This is a genomic window from Pseudoalteromonas prydzensis (assembly GCF_001661495.1).
GTDB lineage: Bacteria > Pseudomonadota > Gammaproteobacteria > Enterobacterales > Alteromonadaceae > Pseudoalteromonas > Pseudoalteromonas prydzensis.
Genome location: NZ_BDDT01000010.1, coordinates 104,064 through 120,158 on the forward strand (window position 1 = coordinate 104,064; position 16,095 = coordinate 120,158).

The window sequence follows — 16,095 nt, forward strand, 5'->3', positions numbered from 1 at the left end:
GATAGATGAGTTGAATATGGATTTAGACGCCCTACGTACTTTTTGCGCTTTTGTTGAAACGGGCAGCTTTACCCGTGCAGCAAAACAAGTATGCCGCACCCAATCCGCAGTGAGCATGCAAATGAAAAAGCTCGAACAAGAGCTGGGTAATCCATTGTTTATCAAACAAGGTCGGCAACTTGTACTCTCTACCAGTGGCGTTCATTTAGCCAGTTATGCTAAACAATTATTAGCACTGCACGATGAAGCCTATAAGCAACTTAAAACCGGTGGCGGGCAAACCCGCGTACGTTTAGCCTGCCCAGACGATTATGCAGGCACTGTATTACCTAAAGTGGTGGCTTTATTGCATCAGCATATTACGCAACTTGATTTACAAATTAGCTGCGCTCCCACTAATCAACTCAAAGCACAGCTCGACCAAGGTTTACTTGATATAGTGATAGCGACGCGCTCGCCCAACTCTGAAGAAGGTTATTTTTTACAATCAAGTAAAGGTGTGTGGGTTAAAAGTGCCGAGTTTAACTATCAAGCTGATATGCCCTTGCCAGTTGCCATATTTCAACGTGATTGTAAATTTCATCAAGCAGCTGTTGAAGGGCTATTAAAAGCTGAACGCCAATTCAATATTATTGCTTGCTGCGGCTCAGTAAGCGCACTTACTGCACTGGTTAAAGCTAACTTAGCCGTAGGTGTATTGGCTGAGGTAAGTAATACTCAGGAGCTGGTGCTGGTTACTGACTCAACTCTGCCGCCCTTGCCCGTTATTGATATCGTGCTATTGCATGCAAATCATACTCATAACCCAATCAAACGAGAATTAGTAAAGCTAATTGCAGCAGACTATGCACTTACCTTCTGAATCTCAATGTTTAAAGACTATCGCAGCCTTACCAAGGTGCGCGTTCTTTTCGGCTCAGTAAGATATAAAAACTGCGTACTATCGTGCGAGGCATTAATTAGCATATTACCCTTTTCATTTGCTATATGCCTTATTTCTGAGCGGGCAGTTTGTAAATTAAGCTGATTGAGCTGATAGCCCGCTTCTTGCTCTAAGGTAATGTTCAATATTTGCTCATCGACCGCTAGACCAATAATATCGTGGTGATCAGTGCGCCATACTTGTGCAAACTTGCCATCTTGATCAAGCCGAAACACCTGTTTGTTGTTAGAAAAGTAAATCTGATCGTGTTTATCTAAAGCCATTGCATAACAAGTGAGTCGCTCTCCTGAGCCACTAAAGGATGTTAAAGTTAATGTTTGTAAGTCTAATTTTGCAGGGTGGAATGTAACACCATCTTCAGCCCGATATGAAACCAAGATCGCATCCTCATTATTAAACTTTTCTCTGAGGTAAAACGAATGATGGGGATGAGCCACTTCTTGATAATCACCTGTATTTAAATCAATTCGAAACAGTTTGTCTTTACTTGCGGTGATCACCTCTTCGCCATTTTTTGACCAAACCACCCCGAACAGTTCTTCATTATTGGGGTTTGCAAAAATAAGTGTTTGTTTTCCGTGCTCATATAAAAATAGCTGTTTTAAACCAGACCGATGAGATTCAAATACGAATTTGCTTGAATCAGGCGAAAATACAGGTAAAAAATCAACTGAAGAGGTGTCGACGAGTTTTTCATACTGCTGAGATTTTGTAGTAGTTGCCCGTAAAATATCAACATCAATATTTACAAGCTCCATCAGTATCTCCTCACCAGAGGGCGTGAAGGCAGCATCTCGAATAACTTGATAGTTATTAAAGGCGATATCACTTGAATTACCTTTCATATCAATAAGTAATAAATTGTTGGTGTTGCTTATCAGCAAGTGTTCACCGCTTGGGTGCCAACTCAGCCCCTGAATACCATCTTCAATAACGGCAATTGCTTTGCTGTTATTATCCATTAAATTCAGTATTTCAATACGATAGTGATTTTGTCCTGCTTCATAACCCAGTGCTAGTTGCGTTTGATCTGGCGACAACGCCTGTAACTTTAACCAGTCTTGACCCACTGAGGCTTTAATGACCTGTTTTTGTTTAGTTGCTATATTAACGGTCGAAAGTTGCGTATTATTTTTATGTTTTTGTCGCTCAATAAAGTAAATCTGATTATTATTAGTCCATTGCAATTGCTGGCTAGTAACTAAATATTCTTTAAACTCCAGTACCTTGGCGTAATTTAAACGCGTTAGATTTACCATATCTAAATTAAAATACGCTAATTGGCTAACATCATTTTTTGTTTCGATAAAAGCCAATGCGCGATTATCCGCACTCCACCCTAGACTAGAGTAGGTCGATGGATGTTTGGATAACTGTACCTCTTTCCCTGTCGCTAATTCTTTTAGCCAGATATGCTGATTGTCATTGTCACCGCGAACAAATGCTAAATAATTGCCATTATGAGATTGCGATTGGAAGGATTCATTTGCTTCATTTGACGTAACAGGCACCAACACAGAGAAATCTGTTTTAACAGCTTCTTGCTCCAAGCTCAGCCAGCCGCCAATTAAACACAGTAGTATTACAGTCGTAAAAATCAGTATTGATCTCGTTACTGTTTGTGGTTTCTCTTCATCAAGTGCAAGGCAATAACCCCGTTTCGGGTGGGTAATTATGAATTGTGGATTTTTAGAATCTTCATTTAATGCTTTTCTAAGCAAGGCAATATTGCGTTGCACGTAGCTTGGGCTAAACACTGCATTAGGCCACACTGCTGCAAAAATTTCTTCTTGGCTAACGACATTACCCCGTTTAGAGTACAAAAATTGGAGTACATCCATGACCTTAGGTTCGACAACTTGTTCACTTTCAGCGGATGAAATTTTACACCGGCTAACATCAACAGTAAAATTTCCTATACCAAACCCAGTCACTTAAAACTCCAATAAATATATATAAATCATAGATTAAGGTTTTCTTAAGATAAACTCAAGGGTTATTACATTGCTGACTTAATTAGTTAAGTTGATGGTTCGGGCACCTGTTATTAAGTACTAAAAAAGATGCAACGAATATTATCAACATTCATTATTTTTGTAAGCGCGTTTTTACTCTTTCAAATTCAACCTATCTTGTCTAAAGAGTTGCTACCTGAATTTGGTGGCGGCGCTTCGGTGTGGTCAAGTAGTCTATTTTTTTATCAAAGCATGCTATTACTCGGCTATATATATGCCCATTTATTAAGTCGTTTTCAGCTAAAGCAGCAACTGCTCACTCATACAGTATTAGTGGTTTTATCAAGCATCATTACCTTTAATCATTTTGACGTCGCTGCATTTTTAGCACTTCCCCCCACATGGTTAGTGATTGCTAAATTGTTTTATCAAGTTGGCCTTGCTTTTATATTGCTCAGTGCTACCAGCGTGCTATTACAACGTTGGTACATTGAATCAACCAATGCAAAAGTACCATACCATTGGTATTCACTTTCTAACCTAGGCTCACTGATAGCTCTAATAAGCTACCCCTTTATTTTTGAAGTGGCATTTTCAATCAATCAACAAAAGTACTATTGGAAAACCGGATTATTTACTTACAGTGCGCTGTTGCTATGCTTGATTTATGTTTTGTTTAAACATGGTCAGCTTACAAAACAAGTAATTTCAAAACCAAAAACTAACTTGCTCATCAAACCTAACTTACTTTGGATTGCATTCTCAGCAACCAGTTCAATTATGTTAATTGCAACCACGCAGATGATCAGCATTAACATCCCACCCATGCCGTTGATTTGGGCATTACCATTAGTAATATATTTGCTAACCTTCAGTTACGTTTTTGCCGCGGCAAAAAACTATAATCGCACCCATTGGGCATATTTACTGATGCTTAGCGTATTTGCAGGGCTTTTTATGTTTTTCCTCGGAAGCCAGTTTAATGCCCTAGCCCAGCTGTTAATTTATAGTTTTATTTTATTTACTGTTTCTATGATCTGTCATGGTGAATTGCGAAAGCTCGCACCAGATAGCTCGATGCTTACTGTATTTTACTTATATATAGCCTTAGGTGGTGTGCTTGGTAGTTTACTCAGTGCAATACTCGCACCGATGCTATTTGAACAAATTACAGAGTATATTGTCGCGTTAGCTGCAATACTCACGCTATTTATCTATACACAATTCACTCAAGCAAAGCGTCTATCAGCAGTTTATCAAACTGCATTACTCACCACGCTGCTTGTTTGGGGGGCTAGTTACGGTTACCTGTTTATTAATTTTAATCAATACAATTTAGCCTCTGAGAGAAACTTCTATGGCTATGTCACTGTAAAAGACATAACAACCGCAAGTTTCGCTGAAAGGCGTTTAATCGACGGCACCACAATTCATGGTTCACAGCCGCTAAATAAACAAACTGAACAAACTAACAGCTATTACCATCAACATACTGGCATCGCAAAATCACTGTCAGCGCTAAAAAGTCAGCAAGATTTAAACATCGGTATTGTCGGTTTAGGTGCAGGCGTATTAGCAAAATTTGGTGATAAACGCGATAAAATCCGTTTTTATGAGCTTAACCCTGCGGTTTATAGCATGGCGCTAAATTATTTTTCATATTTAGCAGATAGCCCTGCACAAATTGAGGTTGCCATTGGCGACGGTAGAATAACCTTAACGGAAGAAGTAAATAATAAAGCACCATTGATGAATGCACTGATCATTGATGCCTTTTCTAGTGATGTAATTCCAACTCACTTACTAACAGAGGAAGCATTTTCAATTTATTGGCAAAGACTAACACGCGATGGTTTATTGATCCTGCATATATCCAATAACCATATAGATTTAATGCCAGTACTTAAAGCCCATAGTAAGCGCTTTGATAAATCGCTGATCAAATTTAAATATACTGGCACACAGCTAGGCTCTGAATGGGTCGTAATGACTAATAACCAAGCATTTTTAAATTCGATTACGCTTAGTGACTTATCCCCCACTACAACCTATTCAAACACACCTTTAACACAGTGGACGGATCAAAAGCACAGCCTTATTCCACTCATAAAGTTTTGATGCCCCTGATTACGTCTCTATAGCCACAAAAAAGCGCGACATAAGTCGCGCTTTCAATTACCTATCGATTTAGCGTTAAAACTAAAACAATTAAATTGAGCCATTTATTGGCCCATGCTCATGATGAACATGGGGATTTTGCCCGCGTTGGCGCAGTAAATGGTCCATTAAAGTAATCGCCATCATCGCCTCAGCAATCGGGATAGCGCGAATACCAACACAGGGATCGTGACGACCTTTAGTGATCATTTCCACTGCTTCGTTTTCAGTATTAATACTGTTACCTGGAATGGTAATACTCGATGTCGGTTTGAGTGCTATTGAAGCAATAATATCTTGCCCTGTTGAGATACCGGCAAGTACGCCACCCGCATGATTTGAAGTAAAGCCATCAGGGGTTAGCTCATCACGATGCTCTGAGCCTTTTTGCTCCACTACATCAAAACCATCACCAATTTCAACGCCTTTTACTGCGTTAATACTCATCAGTGAATGCGCAAGCTCTGCATCAAGGCGGTCAAATACCGGCTCACCTAGCCCAACAGGGACATTTTTGGCCACTACTTTTACTTTCGCACCGACTGAGTCACCTTGCTTTTTAAGGTCACGCATATAGTCGTCAAGGGCTTCAAGCTTGCTAGCATCAGGGAAGAAAAATAAATTGTTTTCAACTTCATCCCAATCGTAACTTTGTGCTTTAATTGGTCCTAACTGACTCAAACACGCACGTACTTCAATACCATGAAATTGTTTTAGGTATTTTTTGGCAATCGCACCTGCGGCTACACGTATTGCGGTTTCACGGGCAGATGAACGGCCACCACCGCGATAATCACGCAATCCGTATTTATGCCAATAGGTATAATCGCCATGCCCTGGACGAAAAACGTCTTTAATTTTGCCGTAATCTTTTGAGCGTTGATCGGTATTTTCAATCAATAAACCAATGCTGGTGCCTGTGGTTTTACCCTCAAATACACCAGAGAGAATTTTTATTTGATCGTCTTCGCGGCGCTGCGTGGTATAACGACTTTGCCCTGGCTTGCGACGATCTAAATCGATTTGTAAATCGGCCTCGGTGATTTCAAGACCTGCGGGCGTACCATCCACAACACCGCCGAGGGCGACGCCGTGGCTTTCGCCAAAGGTGGACACTTTAAATAACTGCCCAATACTATTACCTGCCATTAACTTTCCTCATTCCTAATGACTACTAAGTACCGAGCCTAAGGCTCGGCTTTAATTCTTGCTGTGACTAATCTGCGAAGTATTCAACCAACTGCTTTTTGCTGATCACAAATACGCCAAATCCACCTTGCTCAAATTCAACCCATTCAAAAGGCGCATTTGGATAAAGGGCATCCATGTGTACCATAGAATTACCAACTTCGACAAATAACAAACCGTTATCAGTTAGATGATCAGCCGCTTCACTCAAAATAGTACGGGTTACATCAAGACCATCATGGCCTGATGCTAAACCAAGCTCTGGCTCATGGTGGAACTCACGCGGTAAATCAGCCATGTCTTCGGCGTCTACATACGGAGGATTTGCCACGATCAGGTCATATTTTTGCCCGGGTACACCGCTGAATACGTCAGATTGAATAGGTAATACACGGTCACTTAACTGATAATCAGTGATATTGATATCAGCTACTTCGAGTGCTTCATAAGAAATATCAACAGCATCAACCTGCGCTTCTGCAAAAGTTTGTGCTAATGCAATGGCAATACAACCAGAGCCGGTACATAAGTCTAGAATACGAGTTACCGATTCAGGCTCAGCTAACCAAGGTGAAAAACGATTATGTATTAGCTCAGCAAAGGGTGAACGTGGGATCAATACGCGCTCATCGACATAAAATGGCATATTGGCAAACCATGCAATATTGGTTAAGTAAGGTACTGGCGTGAAATCGTTAATACGCTCTGCGATTAAGCCCGCAAGGCGATTCTTCTCAGTGCTAGTTAGCCTTGCATGCATTAATTCTTTTGGTGCATCAATGGGTAAGCTTAACGCGGGCAGTAATAGACTTACCGCTTCATCCCATGCATTATCAGTACCGTGACCAAAGAAAATACCACTGCTGGCAAACTGGCTAGTTGTCCAACGAAGCCAATCGTGTAACGTTGACAGTTCTGCTACAGCTTCATCTAAGGTTGCTTCTTCTATTAATAATTCGCTCATGTTCGTTATCTACCTGCTGCTTTAGAAAATATCAATTCAATCGAGGCGCAATTAAGGCCCCATGATTGCCCTATTGTAACGCTTTTTCACACAGTTTTTACTCTGTTTTATCTCGATTTTTAGCGTTTTTTTGTTTAGACTGCCGCTATGAAAAAAGATCCTCTCTCAAACGCAGATATTAGCCCTGACGACATCGATATGTTTCGTCAAAGTATTAATGGTGCCCGTATATTTAAACAAGACACGCATCGCTTTGCTAATAAGCCTAAAATCTCACAAGCTAAGCTGTTTGCCCAGCAAAAAAAGCAACATCAGGCAGAATTTTTCTTTTCTGATGAATATGTGCCAGATATTGATACCAACGGTACGGTTAATTATGTGCGAGAAGGCGAAGATCGCTTTTTAGCAAAGCAATTACGCCGAGGTGACTTTATCCCTGATTTAACTCTTGATTTACATGGTTTAAATAAGGAATTGGCAAAAGATGAACTTGCTGGACTGATCCATGAATGCAAAAAAAAGCACTATTACTGTGCCTGTGTAATACATGGTATTGGTGGTCATATCCTCAGACACAAAGTGCCGCAATATTTAGTACAGCATCCCGATGTTATTGCGATACACCAAGCGCCGCTTGAATACGGTGGTAAAGGTGCAGTACTTATTTTAATAAACTTACCACAAAGTGATGAATTTAGACGCTAAGCGTTAACGTTATCCCTATTTCAAGGCAACAGTGCAGTGCATATTTTCTCTATCATCTTCCCGCTGATTTTCATTGTTGCGCTTGGTTTTAGTTGTTGTAAATTAAAGTTTTTTCAGCAACAACATATAGCTGGACTCAGTAAATTTACTTTTTACATTAGCCTACCGGCATTTTTGTTGTTAAATATGTCGCAAATCGATTTACAGCAAAGTATTAGTTTATCGGCCTTTCTGAGTTTTTATATTCCTGTACTGTGCATATTTGCCTTAGGTATTTTGGTTGACCGCTTTTATTTAGCGAAACAAAAGAACTATCAGCAACACAGTGTGTTTGGCTTAGCAGCAAGTTACTCAAACATGGTGTTGGTGGGCATTCCTATCATCATCGCCTCGCTTGGCAAAGAAATGATCGCCATCGCTTTTATGATCATTACCTTTCATAGCACATTGCTGTTTGCACTCACATTTTTAATCGGTGCAAAAGGCAGCCAACATGCTTTTTCATGGTCAAATTTTGCGAAAAGTATGGTACTGAATCCGATTGTGTTGAGCATCGGCTGCGGGTTAGCTTTAAATGTCTTAGGGATTAAATTATTTACCAATTTAGTCAATAGTTTAGAGCTATTAGCAACCCCCGCTATTGCCTGCGCGTTATTTGTACTTGGTGCAAACCTGGCATTTTATAAAATTGCAGCAAACTGGCAACCAGCATTAGTAGCCTCGCTGTTAAAGATATTTTTGCTGCCAGCGTCTGTGCTGTTAATTGGTAGTTATGTATTTGCGTTAGAAACACAAATATTGACGGTATTGGTATTACTCAGCGCCTCTCCGGTAGGCGTAAACGCTTACCTTATTGCCTGCCAAGTAGGCCAACATCAAGTGACCCTTGCAAGCGCTGTGGTGTTATCTACGGTGCTGAGTGTAATTAGTTTTACATTTTGGTTAGCAATACTGTTGTGATCTATTACCCGTTAAAGCGGTCGCTAGCATGCAATCTTACAAACCGCCAGCAACATCGATAAAGCTACCTGTTGTAAACGAAGCTTGCGCTGAGGCTAAGAAGTAAATGGCAGCGGCAACTTCTTCTGGTGTACCACCTCGCCCTAATGGTAAGTTCGATTTTAATCTATCAACTCGCCCCGCTTCGCCGCCATCACGGTGCATATCGGTGTAAATTAATCCAGGCCGTACTGAGTTAACGCGAATACCTAACTTAGCCACTTCTTTAGCTAAGCCAATTGTTAAAGTATCCATTGCCCCTTTAGAGGCGGCGTAGTCGATATACTCATTCGGCGAGCCTGTTTTAGCAGCCCCCGATGAAACATTCACGATACTGCCGCCACTGTGCATGCGCTTAATCGCTTCTCGCGCACATAAAAAAGCGCTCGTTACATTGGTTGTTAGCACTTCATTTATACGCGTGGCATCCATCTCAAGCAATGGCATTTGCGGCTTTAAAATACCCGCATTATTTATAAGCACGTCTAATTTGCCAAATAACTCGTCTACTTTTGCAAATAAAGCCAACACTTGCGTTTCTTCAGACACATCAGCTTGCACTATTTCAGCTTTTACACCAAAACCGCGAACTTGCTCTGCTATTTTTTCTGCGCTGCGTTGATCCGCTTTATAATTAATGCACACATCATAGCCGTGTTTGGCAAATAACTTCGCCGTTGCTGCACCAATGCCTCGCCCGCCCCCAGTAATAAGGACCACAGGATTAGAATTCATTCAGACTCCTTATAAATCAGCTTAAACTGCTCACACACCAAAGGCATTTCAGGATGACATTGATAACCACTGCCTTCGAGCTCTCGCTGATAATAATCCCAATGCACACGCTGTCTATTACTTAACGGCTGCGACAACGGAAATCTCAACTAATAAGGCATCGCGTGCCATTTTAGCTTCAACACAGGCGCGTGCTGGTGCATGCCCCTCAGGTACCCAGGCATCCCATACCGCATTCATATCAGCAAAATATTCCATGCTTTTTACGTAAATAGTGGCACTGAGCATATGCTCTTTAGAACTACCCGCTTCGGTAAGTAATAGCTCGACTTTATCAAGCATAGTTTGCGTTTGTTCGGTGATGTTTTTTTCTGCGTCAGCACACACTTGGCCGCATAAATACACGGTGCCATTGTGCTTAACGATACGGCTCATTCGCGCACCTGTTTGCAGGCGTTCAATTGTCATAGTAAGTCTCAACTAAATTAATGTGGCGCTAATTTAGCAAATTTAAAAATCAACGCAAGGTTGGACAGTACTAAACTTCAACGTTATTAGGTGCATGAATACTGAGGTATTGGCTTTTTTGATTGTTTTCGTCGTAACTTATCACCGCAACGGCGCCAGTATTAAAGATAGGCATATTTCCGGCACTTAGTTGATCAACTAAATAACTCACAATTGGCATATGTGCCACCACTAACCAAGTATCACATTCAGGGTGCATGGCTATTAGGGTTTCTAAATAGTCCCCGGCAATTTGTGGATTGCCTTCTGGTACTATGTCCGCGCAGGTTTCTTCAAATAGAAATGCATTGTGCTTTTTTACACCCGCAGCCGTTTGTTGAGCACGAATGTAAGGACTCACTAACAAAGCGCTTGGTGCATGGCTTGCTTGCAACCATAAACCCATTTTTTCAGCCTGTTGCTGGCCAACCGAGGTCAAATTTCTACTTGCATCGTCAGCTTGCATTGGAGTCGCTTCGCCGTGGCGCATTATTAGGATTGTTTTCATAAAAAATCAACCAATTAAAGAATATAAAACAGTAGCCAGTTTGCCTATTTGTCCGCTATATTAATACAACGTCATACATTTTCGCTTATGATATTCAGGTAGAAATCGCTAAGCAATTTAACCGCAGCCCTGAAGCTATCATTGTTGTTAACGAGTAAACTTAACGTTTCAGGAGCATCATTTGAATATCAGCCGCAATGATAACAGAACCTACCGTGCCCTTACACTGGACAATGGTCTAAAAGTACTGTTAGTGCAAGATAAAGATTCAACTAAAGCCGCCGCATCGATGGCTGTCAATGCCGGACACTTTGACGATCCGCTTGACAGGCAAGGGCTAGCGCACTTTTTAGAGCACATGCTCTTTTTAGGAACAGATCAGTTTCCTGAATCGGGTGGCTTTGGCAATTTTGTTTCCCAAGCAGGCGGTAATACCAATGCGTGGACAGGCACTGAACACACCTGTTATTTCTTTGATATTAACAATCAAGAATTTAAGCAGGCACTAAAGCAATTCAGTCGCTTTTTCATTGCTCCTTTGCTCAGCCCTGCCGAAACAGAAAAAGAACGAAATGCCATTGATGCGGAATTTAAATTAAAAATAAAAGATGATGGCCGCCGGATTTACCAAGCGCATAAAGAAACTGTTAACCCAGCCCACCCTTTTGCAAAATTCTCCGTGGGCAATCAGCAAACTTTGGCCGATCGTGATGGCTGTGTGAGCAAAGAGTTACGTCGCTTTTTTGACGAGCATTATCAAGCACAGTGGATGAGCTTAGTGATCTGCTCCGACGCAGCCATAGACACGATGGCACAATGGGTCTACACCCTGTTTAGCGACATTAAAGGTCAACCACAAGCAAAGCCCGTTATTGCCGCATCGCTATATCGTTCACAAGATCTTTGTAAAGTGCTGCATATAGAGCCACATAAGCACATGCAAAAACTCATTGTTAGTTTTGCAATGCCAAATATTGATGAGTTCTATCGCCATAAAACAGTGAGTTTTATTGCCCACTTATTAGGTTACGAAGGGCAAGGCTCGCTGTATTCTATTTTAAAAGCGCAAGGATGGATCAATGCCCTCTCTGCGGGTGGTGGCATTAACGGCAGTAACTTTAAAGATTTTAATATCAGCATGGCATTGACCGACGAAGGCATTGAATATTATGAAGACATTGTAGAAATGGTGTTTGAGTATATTTGTTTAATTAATCAAAACATCGATAAGTTGCCACGCTTATATCAAGATAAAAAAAATCTGTTGCAAATTGCCTTTGATAACCAAGAAAAAGCACGATTGATCGATTGGGTTAGTAACCTAAGTATTAATATGCAGCACTATGATGAAGCCAATTATGTGCAAGGTGACTACCTGATGGATGGCTTTAATCAAACCGCGCACCAAACCGCAATGCAATGGTTAACCCCACATAATATGCGCTTAGTGTTGATCCACCCAGACGTTGAGCCTGAGCATACCACTCAGTGGTACCATACACCTTATCGGATCGAAAGCATTTCGAGCTGCTGGCTTGAAGCATTATGTGAAATTAATACCCCATTACCGGAAATGCTGCTGCCCACTGCCAACCCTTATTTGAGTAAAGAAGTGTCGCTGTATGATGTTGAGCAACCGCAGTCACAGCCACGACTGTTAGTAAAAGAGCCGGGCTTTGATTTTTGGTTCAAGCAAGACAACACTTTTCGAGTTGCCAAAGGTCATTTTTATTTAGCAATGGACTCAGATTTTGCCGTTAAAGATATTAAACATATGGCACTGACGCGGTTATTTGCCGATTTATTTATGGACAGTGTCGCAGAGCAGTTTTACCCAGCAGAATTAGCCGGTTTAAGTTACCATTTAACGTCACATCAAGGTGGCTTAACTTTACACACTGCGGGGCTTTCATCAAGCCAGTTAGAATTAGTTAATGAGTTGCTTGAAGCTTTATTTAATGTCGATATTTGCGCCAAACGGTTTGCTGAGTATAAAAAACAGTTAGTCCGTCATTGGCGTAACAGTAATCAAAATAAACCCGTTGGCGAATTATTTAGTGTGCTTGGTGCAAAAATAATGCCCTGGAATCCAGAACCAGAACAACTTGCTGTTGCACTTAAAGATACTAGTTTTCATCAATTTAATTGTTTTCGTCGTGAATTTTTTAATGCCTTGCATGTGGAATCATTTTTACATGGTAATTGGCGCGAAAGTGATGCAATAGAGTTTCAAAAGAAAGTGGCTCACCATTTAGCCAAATCAGCCACTATCGAAGATTTGACGCGACCATTGTTTGAAATTGACCAAATTACTCGCTCACAACTAAGCCTTAATTGTAACGATTATGCGATGGTGATTTATTATCAAGCACAAACCGATGACGTTATTGAAAAAGTTAAAATGATGGCGCTCAATCACCTTATTAATCAAGACTACTTTAACGAGTTACGAACCAAACAACAGTTAGGCTATTTAGTGGGTGCCGGTTATGCACCTTTTAACACCCGCGCTGGGATTGCGTTTTATGTGCAATCACCAAATTATTCAGCAACCGCGCTACTTGAACGTCACAATGCATTTATTGAACACTATCTTGGCTCATTACAACAACTCGACGAAGACCAATGGCAGCAACAAAAGCATGGTTTAATCACTCATATTGCCGAAAAAGATAAAAATTTACGGCTGCGTTCACAACGCTTATGGCTTGCAATTGGTAATCAAGATCATCATTTTCATATGCAACAAAAACTGCTAGCGGCACTAGAGGATCTCAGTTTAGAGCAAATAATCGCCTATATTCGCCAGACTTTTTCTGAAGAAAGGCCAAGATATGAGCTAACGAGCGAGCCGAAAACAACTAAGTCAAAGAAAACAATGCTTTCTTCGCAATCTCTTTGACACAACCGCGCGCTTCAATTAGATTATCAGGTGCAAAAAACAGAAGTGCATAATGATAATAAAAAAAATAATAACTAACACATTCATATTCGTCATATTGTTGCTGTGCTCTAGCCCATTTGGTTATAGCGAGCAGCTGGTCGATCTAGAAACCTTAATGGTGTATTTACCCAGTGCCTTCGTTGCACTGGTATTGCCGTACCTGTTATTCATAATTCATAAATTACGTCGCTCACGACAGCAATTAAGTATTTCTGAACGACGCTTAAAAAGTACAGTTGAAGGCAGCGGTGATACCCTTTGGGATTGGAATATAAAAACTGGTGAAGTACTGCGCATTAACGATAAATATAGGATGGATAAAAATACCATCATTGACGTCCCCCCAAACAAAGCACTGATCCACCCAAATGATATCGCCCATGTAGAGCTGCTCTTAAAGCAACACTTTGCAGAGCAAACCGCGTTCTTTGAAGCCAGCTATAGAATAAAAGACAGTTTTGACCGCTGGCATTGGGTGCTCGACAGAGGCAAAATAATTGAAAAAGACACCAATTTAAACCCGCTACGAATGACCGGCACAGTGCGTGATATCAGCCAATTAAAGTCAACCGAAGCACGACTTAACCTCTTTGCTAAATGCGTTGAATCACTCACTGATGCGTTGGCTATTTATGATAAAAACTTTAATCTAGTTGACCTTAACCCCAGTTTTTTGACCCAGTTTGGCGGTAACCGCGATAATTATTTAAATAAACCATTTACCCTACCCGGCTACGAACAAAGCTATATTGATGATATTAAAGACACTGTGCGTGCTACTGAGCACTGGCAGCAAGAAGTAAAATTACGTAACAGTGAGCGTAAATTACTACCGATTGAAATTTCAATTGATGAAATTAAAAACGAGCATAATCAAATTTGTAATTATGTAATTGTTTTTTCTGATTTAACCGAGCGGAAAAAAGCCGAGTCGCAGCTGCATAACTTATCAAATCGAGACCGTACTACTGGCCTGCCAAACCGCAATCTATTTTTTACCGACTTAAAAAAGCTGGCAAAAAAAGACAACCATCATGCGTTACTGGTGTTTGATTTAGATAACTTTAAAAAAATTAATGACTCTTTAGGCCATCAACTGGGCGACAGTTTACTTGCCAAACTGGCAATGCGGCTAAATAAACTGACCCGTGAAAAAGATGTATTTTACCGTTTAGGCGGCGATGAATTTGCACTGGTAATGTCCGGCACTAACGATATTCATACCATCACCCGCATGGCAAAACAGTTTTTAGCCGCCATTGCCACACCATTCAAAATGGCTGGCCATGAATTGGTGATCACCTCCAGTGTGGGTATTGTGCTATTTCCTGAAGACGGCAATACCCCCGAATTGCTGCTTAAAAATGCCGACACGGCGATGTACCATGCGAAAAAGAAAGGCAACAGTTACTTATTCTTTAACGACACCATGAACCGCCAAGCTGTTAAACGTTTACAGATTGAAAACCTGATGCGCTTTGGTTTAAAGGAAGATCATTTTGAAGTGTACTATCAACCGAAAATGAATATTCGCACGGGTAAATTTACCGGTATGGAAGCCTTAGTCCGTTTTATTACCCCGAAAAAAGGCATTATCAGCCCTGGCGTGTTTATTCCTATCGCTGAAGAAACCGGGCAAATTATTGAAATTGGTGAAGTGGTATTACATAAAGCCTGTCGCGACGTTAAAGCTTGGCTAGACGAAGGTTTATTCAATGGCCGTGTTGCGGTGAACTTATCAGCTAAACAATTTAGCCTACCGGATTTAACCACCCGCATTGATGTGATTTTGCAAAACCATGCCTTACCATCGTACTTTTTAGAGCTTGAAATTACCGAAGGAACAGTAATGGACGATCCACAAGATGCGATTGCCATTATGCGCTCCCTCAGTGCCCGCGGTATTCATTTAGCGATGGATGACTTTGGTACTGGCTACTCTTCACTGGCGTATTTAAAGCAATTTCCACTGAATACCTTAAAAGTTGATAAAGCATTTATCGATGATATGCACAGCGAGCGCGGCCGTAATATGGTGGATTCTATCGTCACTATCGCCCATAACTTAGATTTGCATGTTGTGGCTGAAGGGGTCGAACAGGCGGATCAAATTGCGATTTTAAAAGAACTTAACTGTGAAACGATGCAAGGCTACTATTATTCAAAACCGCTTTCTCGTGCTGAATTTACTGAATTTTTAAAGAAGCAGCAAAACCAAGCTGCACTGAGTTTAGTGCACCAAGCATAACGCGCTTCCATTTAAGGTCGCCAAACACATGCTTGTATACCCACACAACGCAGCAATGCCCGACGATAATGTAAATTAAACAAACACCATGCAATTGGGCCCAACAACCCGCCAAGCACCACCCAGCGCTTAACTGGCATGCCTTTTTTGATCGCCTGTGAATACATAACAACAATAGATACTACACTGAGTAAAAAGTACAAAAGCAGCCTCGTTTGTTCTGTTTTAAAAATAAGCGCGCA

The 16,095-nt window shown here is 41.0% G+C and carries 13 protein-coding genes; 6 read left to right on the top strand and 7 right to left on the bottom strand.

All coding sequences use genetic code 11. The features are described 5' to 3' along the window. The first annotated feature begins 16 nt into the window (after nt 1–16). Entirely contained in the window at nt 17–862 is an 846-nt protein-coding gene (locus A7968_RS16350) for a LysR family transcriptional regulator (protein WP_064667644.1), read from the top strand. Between the two features lie 17 nt (nt 863–879). Here the strand turns inward: A7968_RS16350 and A7968_RS16355 are convergent, their stop codons facing one another. Next, on the bottom strand, nt 880–2,877 hold the full coding sequence (locus tag A7968_RS16355) for a winged helix-turn-helix domain-containing protein (protein ID WP_064667645.1): 1,998 nt from the start codon (nt 2,875–2,877) through the stop codon (nt 880–882). A 129-nt stretch (nt 2,878–3,006) separates the two neighbouring features. Here A7968_RS16355 and A7968_RS16360 point away from each other — a divergent pair, with 129 nt between their 5' ends. After that, nucleotides 3,007–5,016 (top strand): fused MFS/spermidine synthase, encoded by a 2,010-nt coding sequence (locus tag A7968_RS16360; RefSeq protein ID WP_064667646.1) that lies wholly within the window; start codon nt 3,007–3,009, stop codon nt 5,014–5,016. A gap of 90 nt (nt 5,017–5,106) precedes the next feature. On the opposite strand, the gene aroC is transcribed toward A7968_RS16360, so the two are convergent. Together aroC and prmB are read right to left on the bottom strand one after the other, a co-directional pair. Next, nucleotides 5,107–6,204 carry a chorismate synthase gene (gene aroC / locus A7968_RS16365; RefSeq protein ID WP_064667647.1) on the bottom strand — a complete coding sequence of 366 codons (1,098 nt, stop codon included), beginning with the start codon at nt 6,202–6,204 and terminating at the stop codon, nt 5,107–5,109. Nucleotides 6,205–6,271: 67 nt separating this feature from the next. Next, entirely contained in the window at nt 6,272–7,207 is a 936-nt protein-coding gene (gene prmB / locus A7968_RS16370; protein ID WP_064667648.1) for a 50S ribosomal protein L3 N(5)-glutamine methyltransferase, read from the bottom strand. 147 nt (nt 7,208–7,354) lie between these two features. Here prmB and smrB point away from each other — a divergent pair, with 147 nt between their 5' ends. Continuing rightward, nucleotides 7,355–7,912 (top strand): endonuclease SmrB, encoded by a 558-nt coding sequence (gene smrB / locus A7968_RS16375; RefSeq protein WP_064667649.1) that lies wholly within the window; start codon nt 7,355–7,357, stop codon nt 7,910–7,912. A 36-nt stretch (nt 7,913–7,948) separates the two neighbouring features. Further along, nucleotides 7,949–8,872, top strand: coding sequence for an AEC family transporter (locus A7968_RS16380; protein ID WP_064667650.1), 924 nt, complete (start codon nt 7,949–7,951; stop codon nt 8,870–8,872). Between the two features lie 36 nt (nt 8,873–8,908). Here the strand turns inward: A7968_RS16380 and A7968_RS16385 are convergent, their stop codons facing one another. From A7968_RS16385 to sixA, 4 genes are all read right to left on the bottom strand, one after another. Beyond that, nucleotides 8,909–9,646, bottom strand: a complete 738-nt coding sequence (locus tag A7968_RS16385; protein ID WP_064667651.1) for an SDR family oxidoreductase — start codon at nt 9,644–9,646, stop codon at nt 8,909–8,911. Further along, on the bottom strand, nt 9,643–9,753 hold the full coding sequence (locus tag A7968_RS23925) for a hypothetical protein (RefSeq protein WP_503826081.1): 111 nt from the start codon (nt 9,751–9,753) through the stop codon (nt 9,643–9,645). The genes A7968_RS16385 and A7968_RS23925 overlap by 4 nt, the downstream gene beginning before the upstream one ends. 10 nt (nt 9,754–9,763) lie before the next feature. Further along, nucleotides 9,764–10,114, bottom strand: coding sequence for a RidA family protein (locus tag A7968_RS16390; protein WP_064667652.1), 351 nt, complete (start codon nt 10,112–10,114; stop codon nt 9,764–9,766). A 70-nt stretch (nt 10,115–10,184) separates the two neighbouring features. Beyond that, nucleotides 10,185–10,661 carry a phosphohistidine phosphatase SixA gene (sixA, locus tag A7968_RS16395; protein ID WP_167542979.1) on the bottom strand — a complete coding sequence of 159 codons (477 nt, stop codon included), beginning with the start codon at nt 10,659–10,661 and terminating at the stop codon, nt 10,185–10,187. Between the two features lie 181 nt (nt 10,662–10,842). Between sixA and A7968_RS16400 the strand changes: the two genes are divergently transcribed. Together A7968_RS16400 and A7968_RS16405 are read left to right on the top strand one after the other, a co-directional pair. Further along, entirely contained in the window at nt 10,843–13,563 is a 2,721-nt protein-coding gene (locus tag A7968_RS16400; protein WP_064667654.1) for an insulinase family protein, read from the top strand. Nucleotides 13,564–13,720: 157 nt separating this feature from the next. Next, a complete protein-coding gene (locus A7968_RS16405) occupies nt 13,721–15,853 on the top strand; it encodes a putative bifunctional diguanylate cyclase/phosphodiesterase (protein ID WP_225736690.1) in 2,133 nt (710 codons plus the stop codon). The last annotated feature ends 242 nt before the right edge of the window (nt 15,854–16,095 follow it).

Coding starts and splice junctions, on each gene's coding strand:
- A7968_RS16350 (WP_064667644.1), top strand. CDS start 17: ATGGATTTAGACGCCCTACGTACTTTTTGCGCTTTTGTTGAAACGGGC.
- A7968_RS16360 (WP_064667646.1), top strand. CDS start 3,007: ATGCAACGAATATTATCAACATTCATTATTTTTGTAAGCGCGTTTTTA.
- aroC (WP_064667647.1), bottom strand. CDS start 6,204: ATGGCAGGTAATAGTATTGGGCAGTTATTTAAAGTGTCCACCTTTGGC.
- prmB (WP_064667648.1), bottom strand. CDS start 7,207: ATGAGCGAATTATTAATAGAAGAAGCAACCTTAGATGAAGCTGTAGCA.
- smrB (WP_064667649.1), top strand. CDS start 7,355: ATGAAAAAAGATCCTCTCTCAAACGCAGATATTAGCCCTGACGACATC.
- A7968_RS16385 (WP_064667651.1), bottom strand. CDS start 9,646: ATGAATTCTAATCCTGTGGTCCTTATTACTGGGGGCGGGCGAGGCATT.
- A7968_RS16390 (WP_064667652.1), bottom strand. CDS start 10,114: ATGACAATTGAACGCCTGCAAACAGGTGCGCGAATGAGCCGTATCGTT.
- sixA (WP_167542979.1), bottom strand. CDS start 10,661: ATGAAAACAATCCTAATAATGCGCCACGGCGAAGCGACTCCAATGCAA.
- A7968_RS16405 (WP_225736690.1), top strand. CDS start 13,721: ATGGTGTATTTACCCAGTGCCTTCGTTGCACTGGTATTGCCGTACCTG.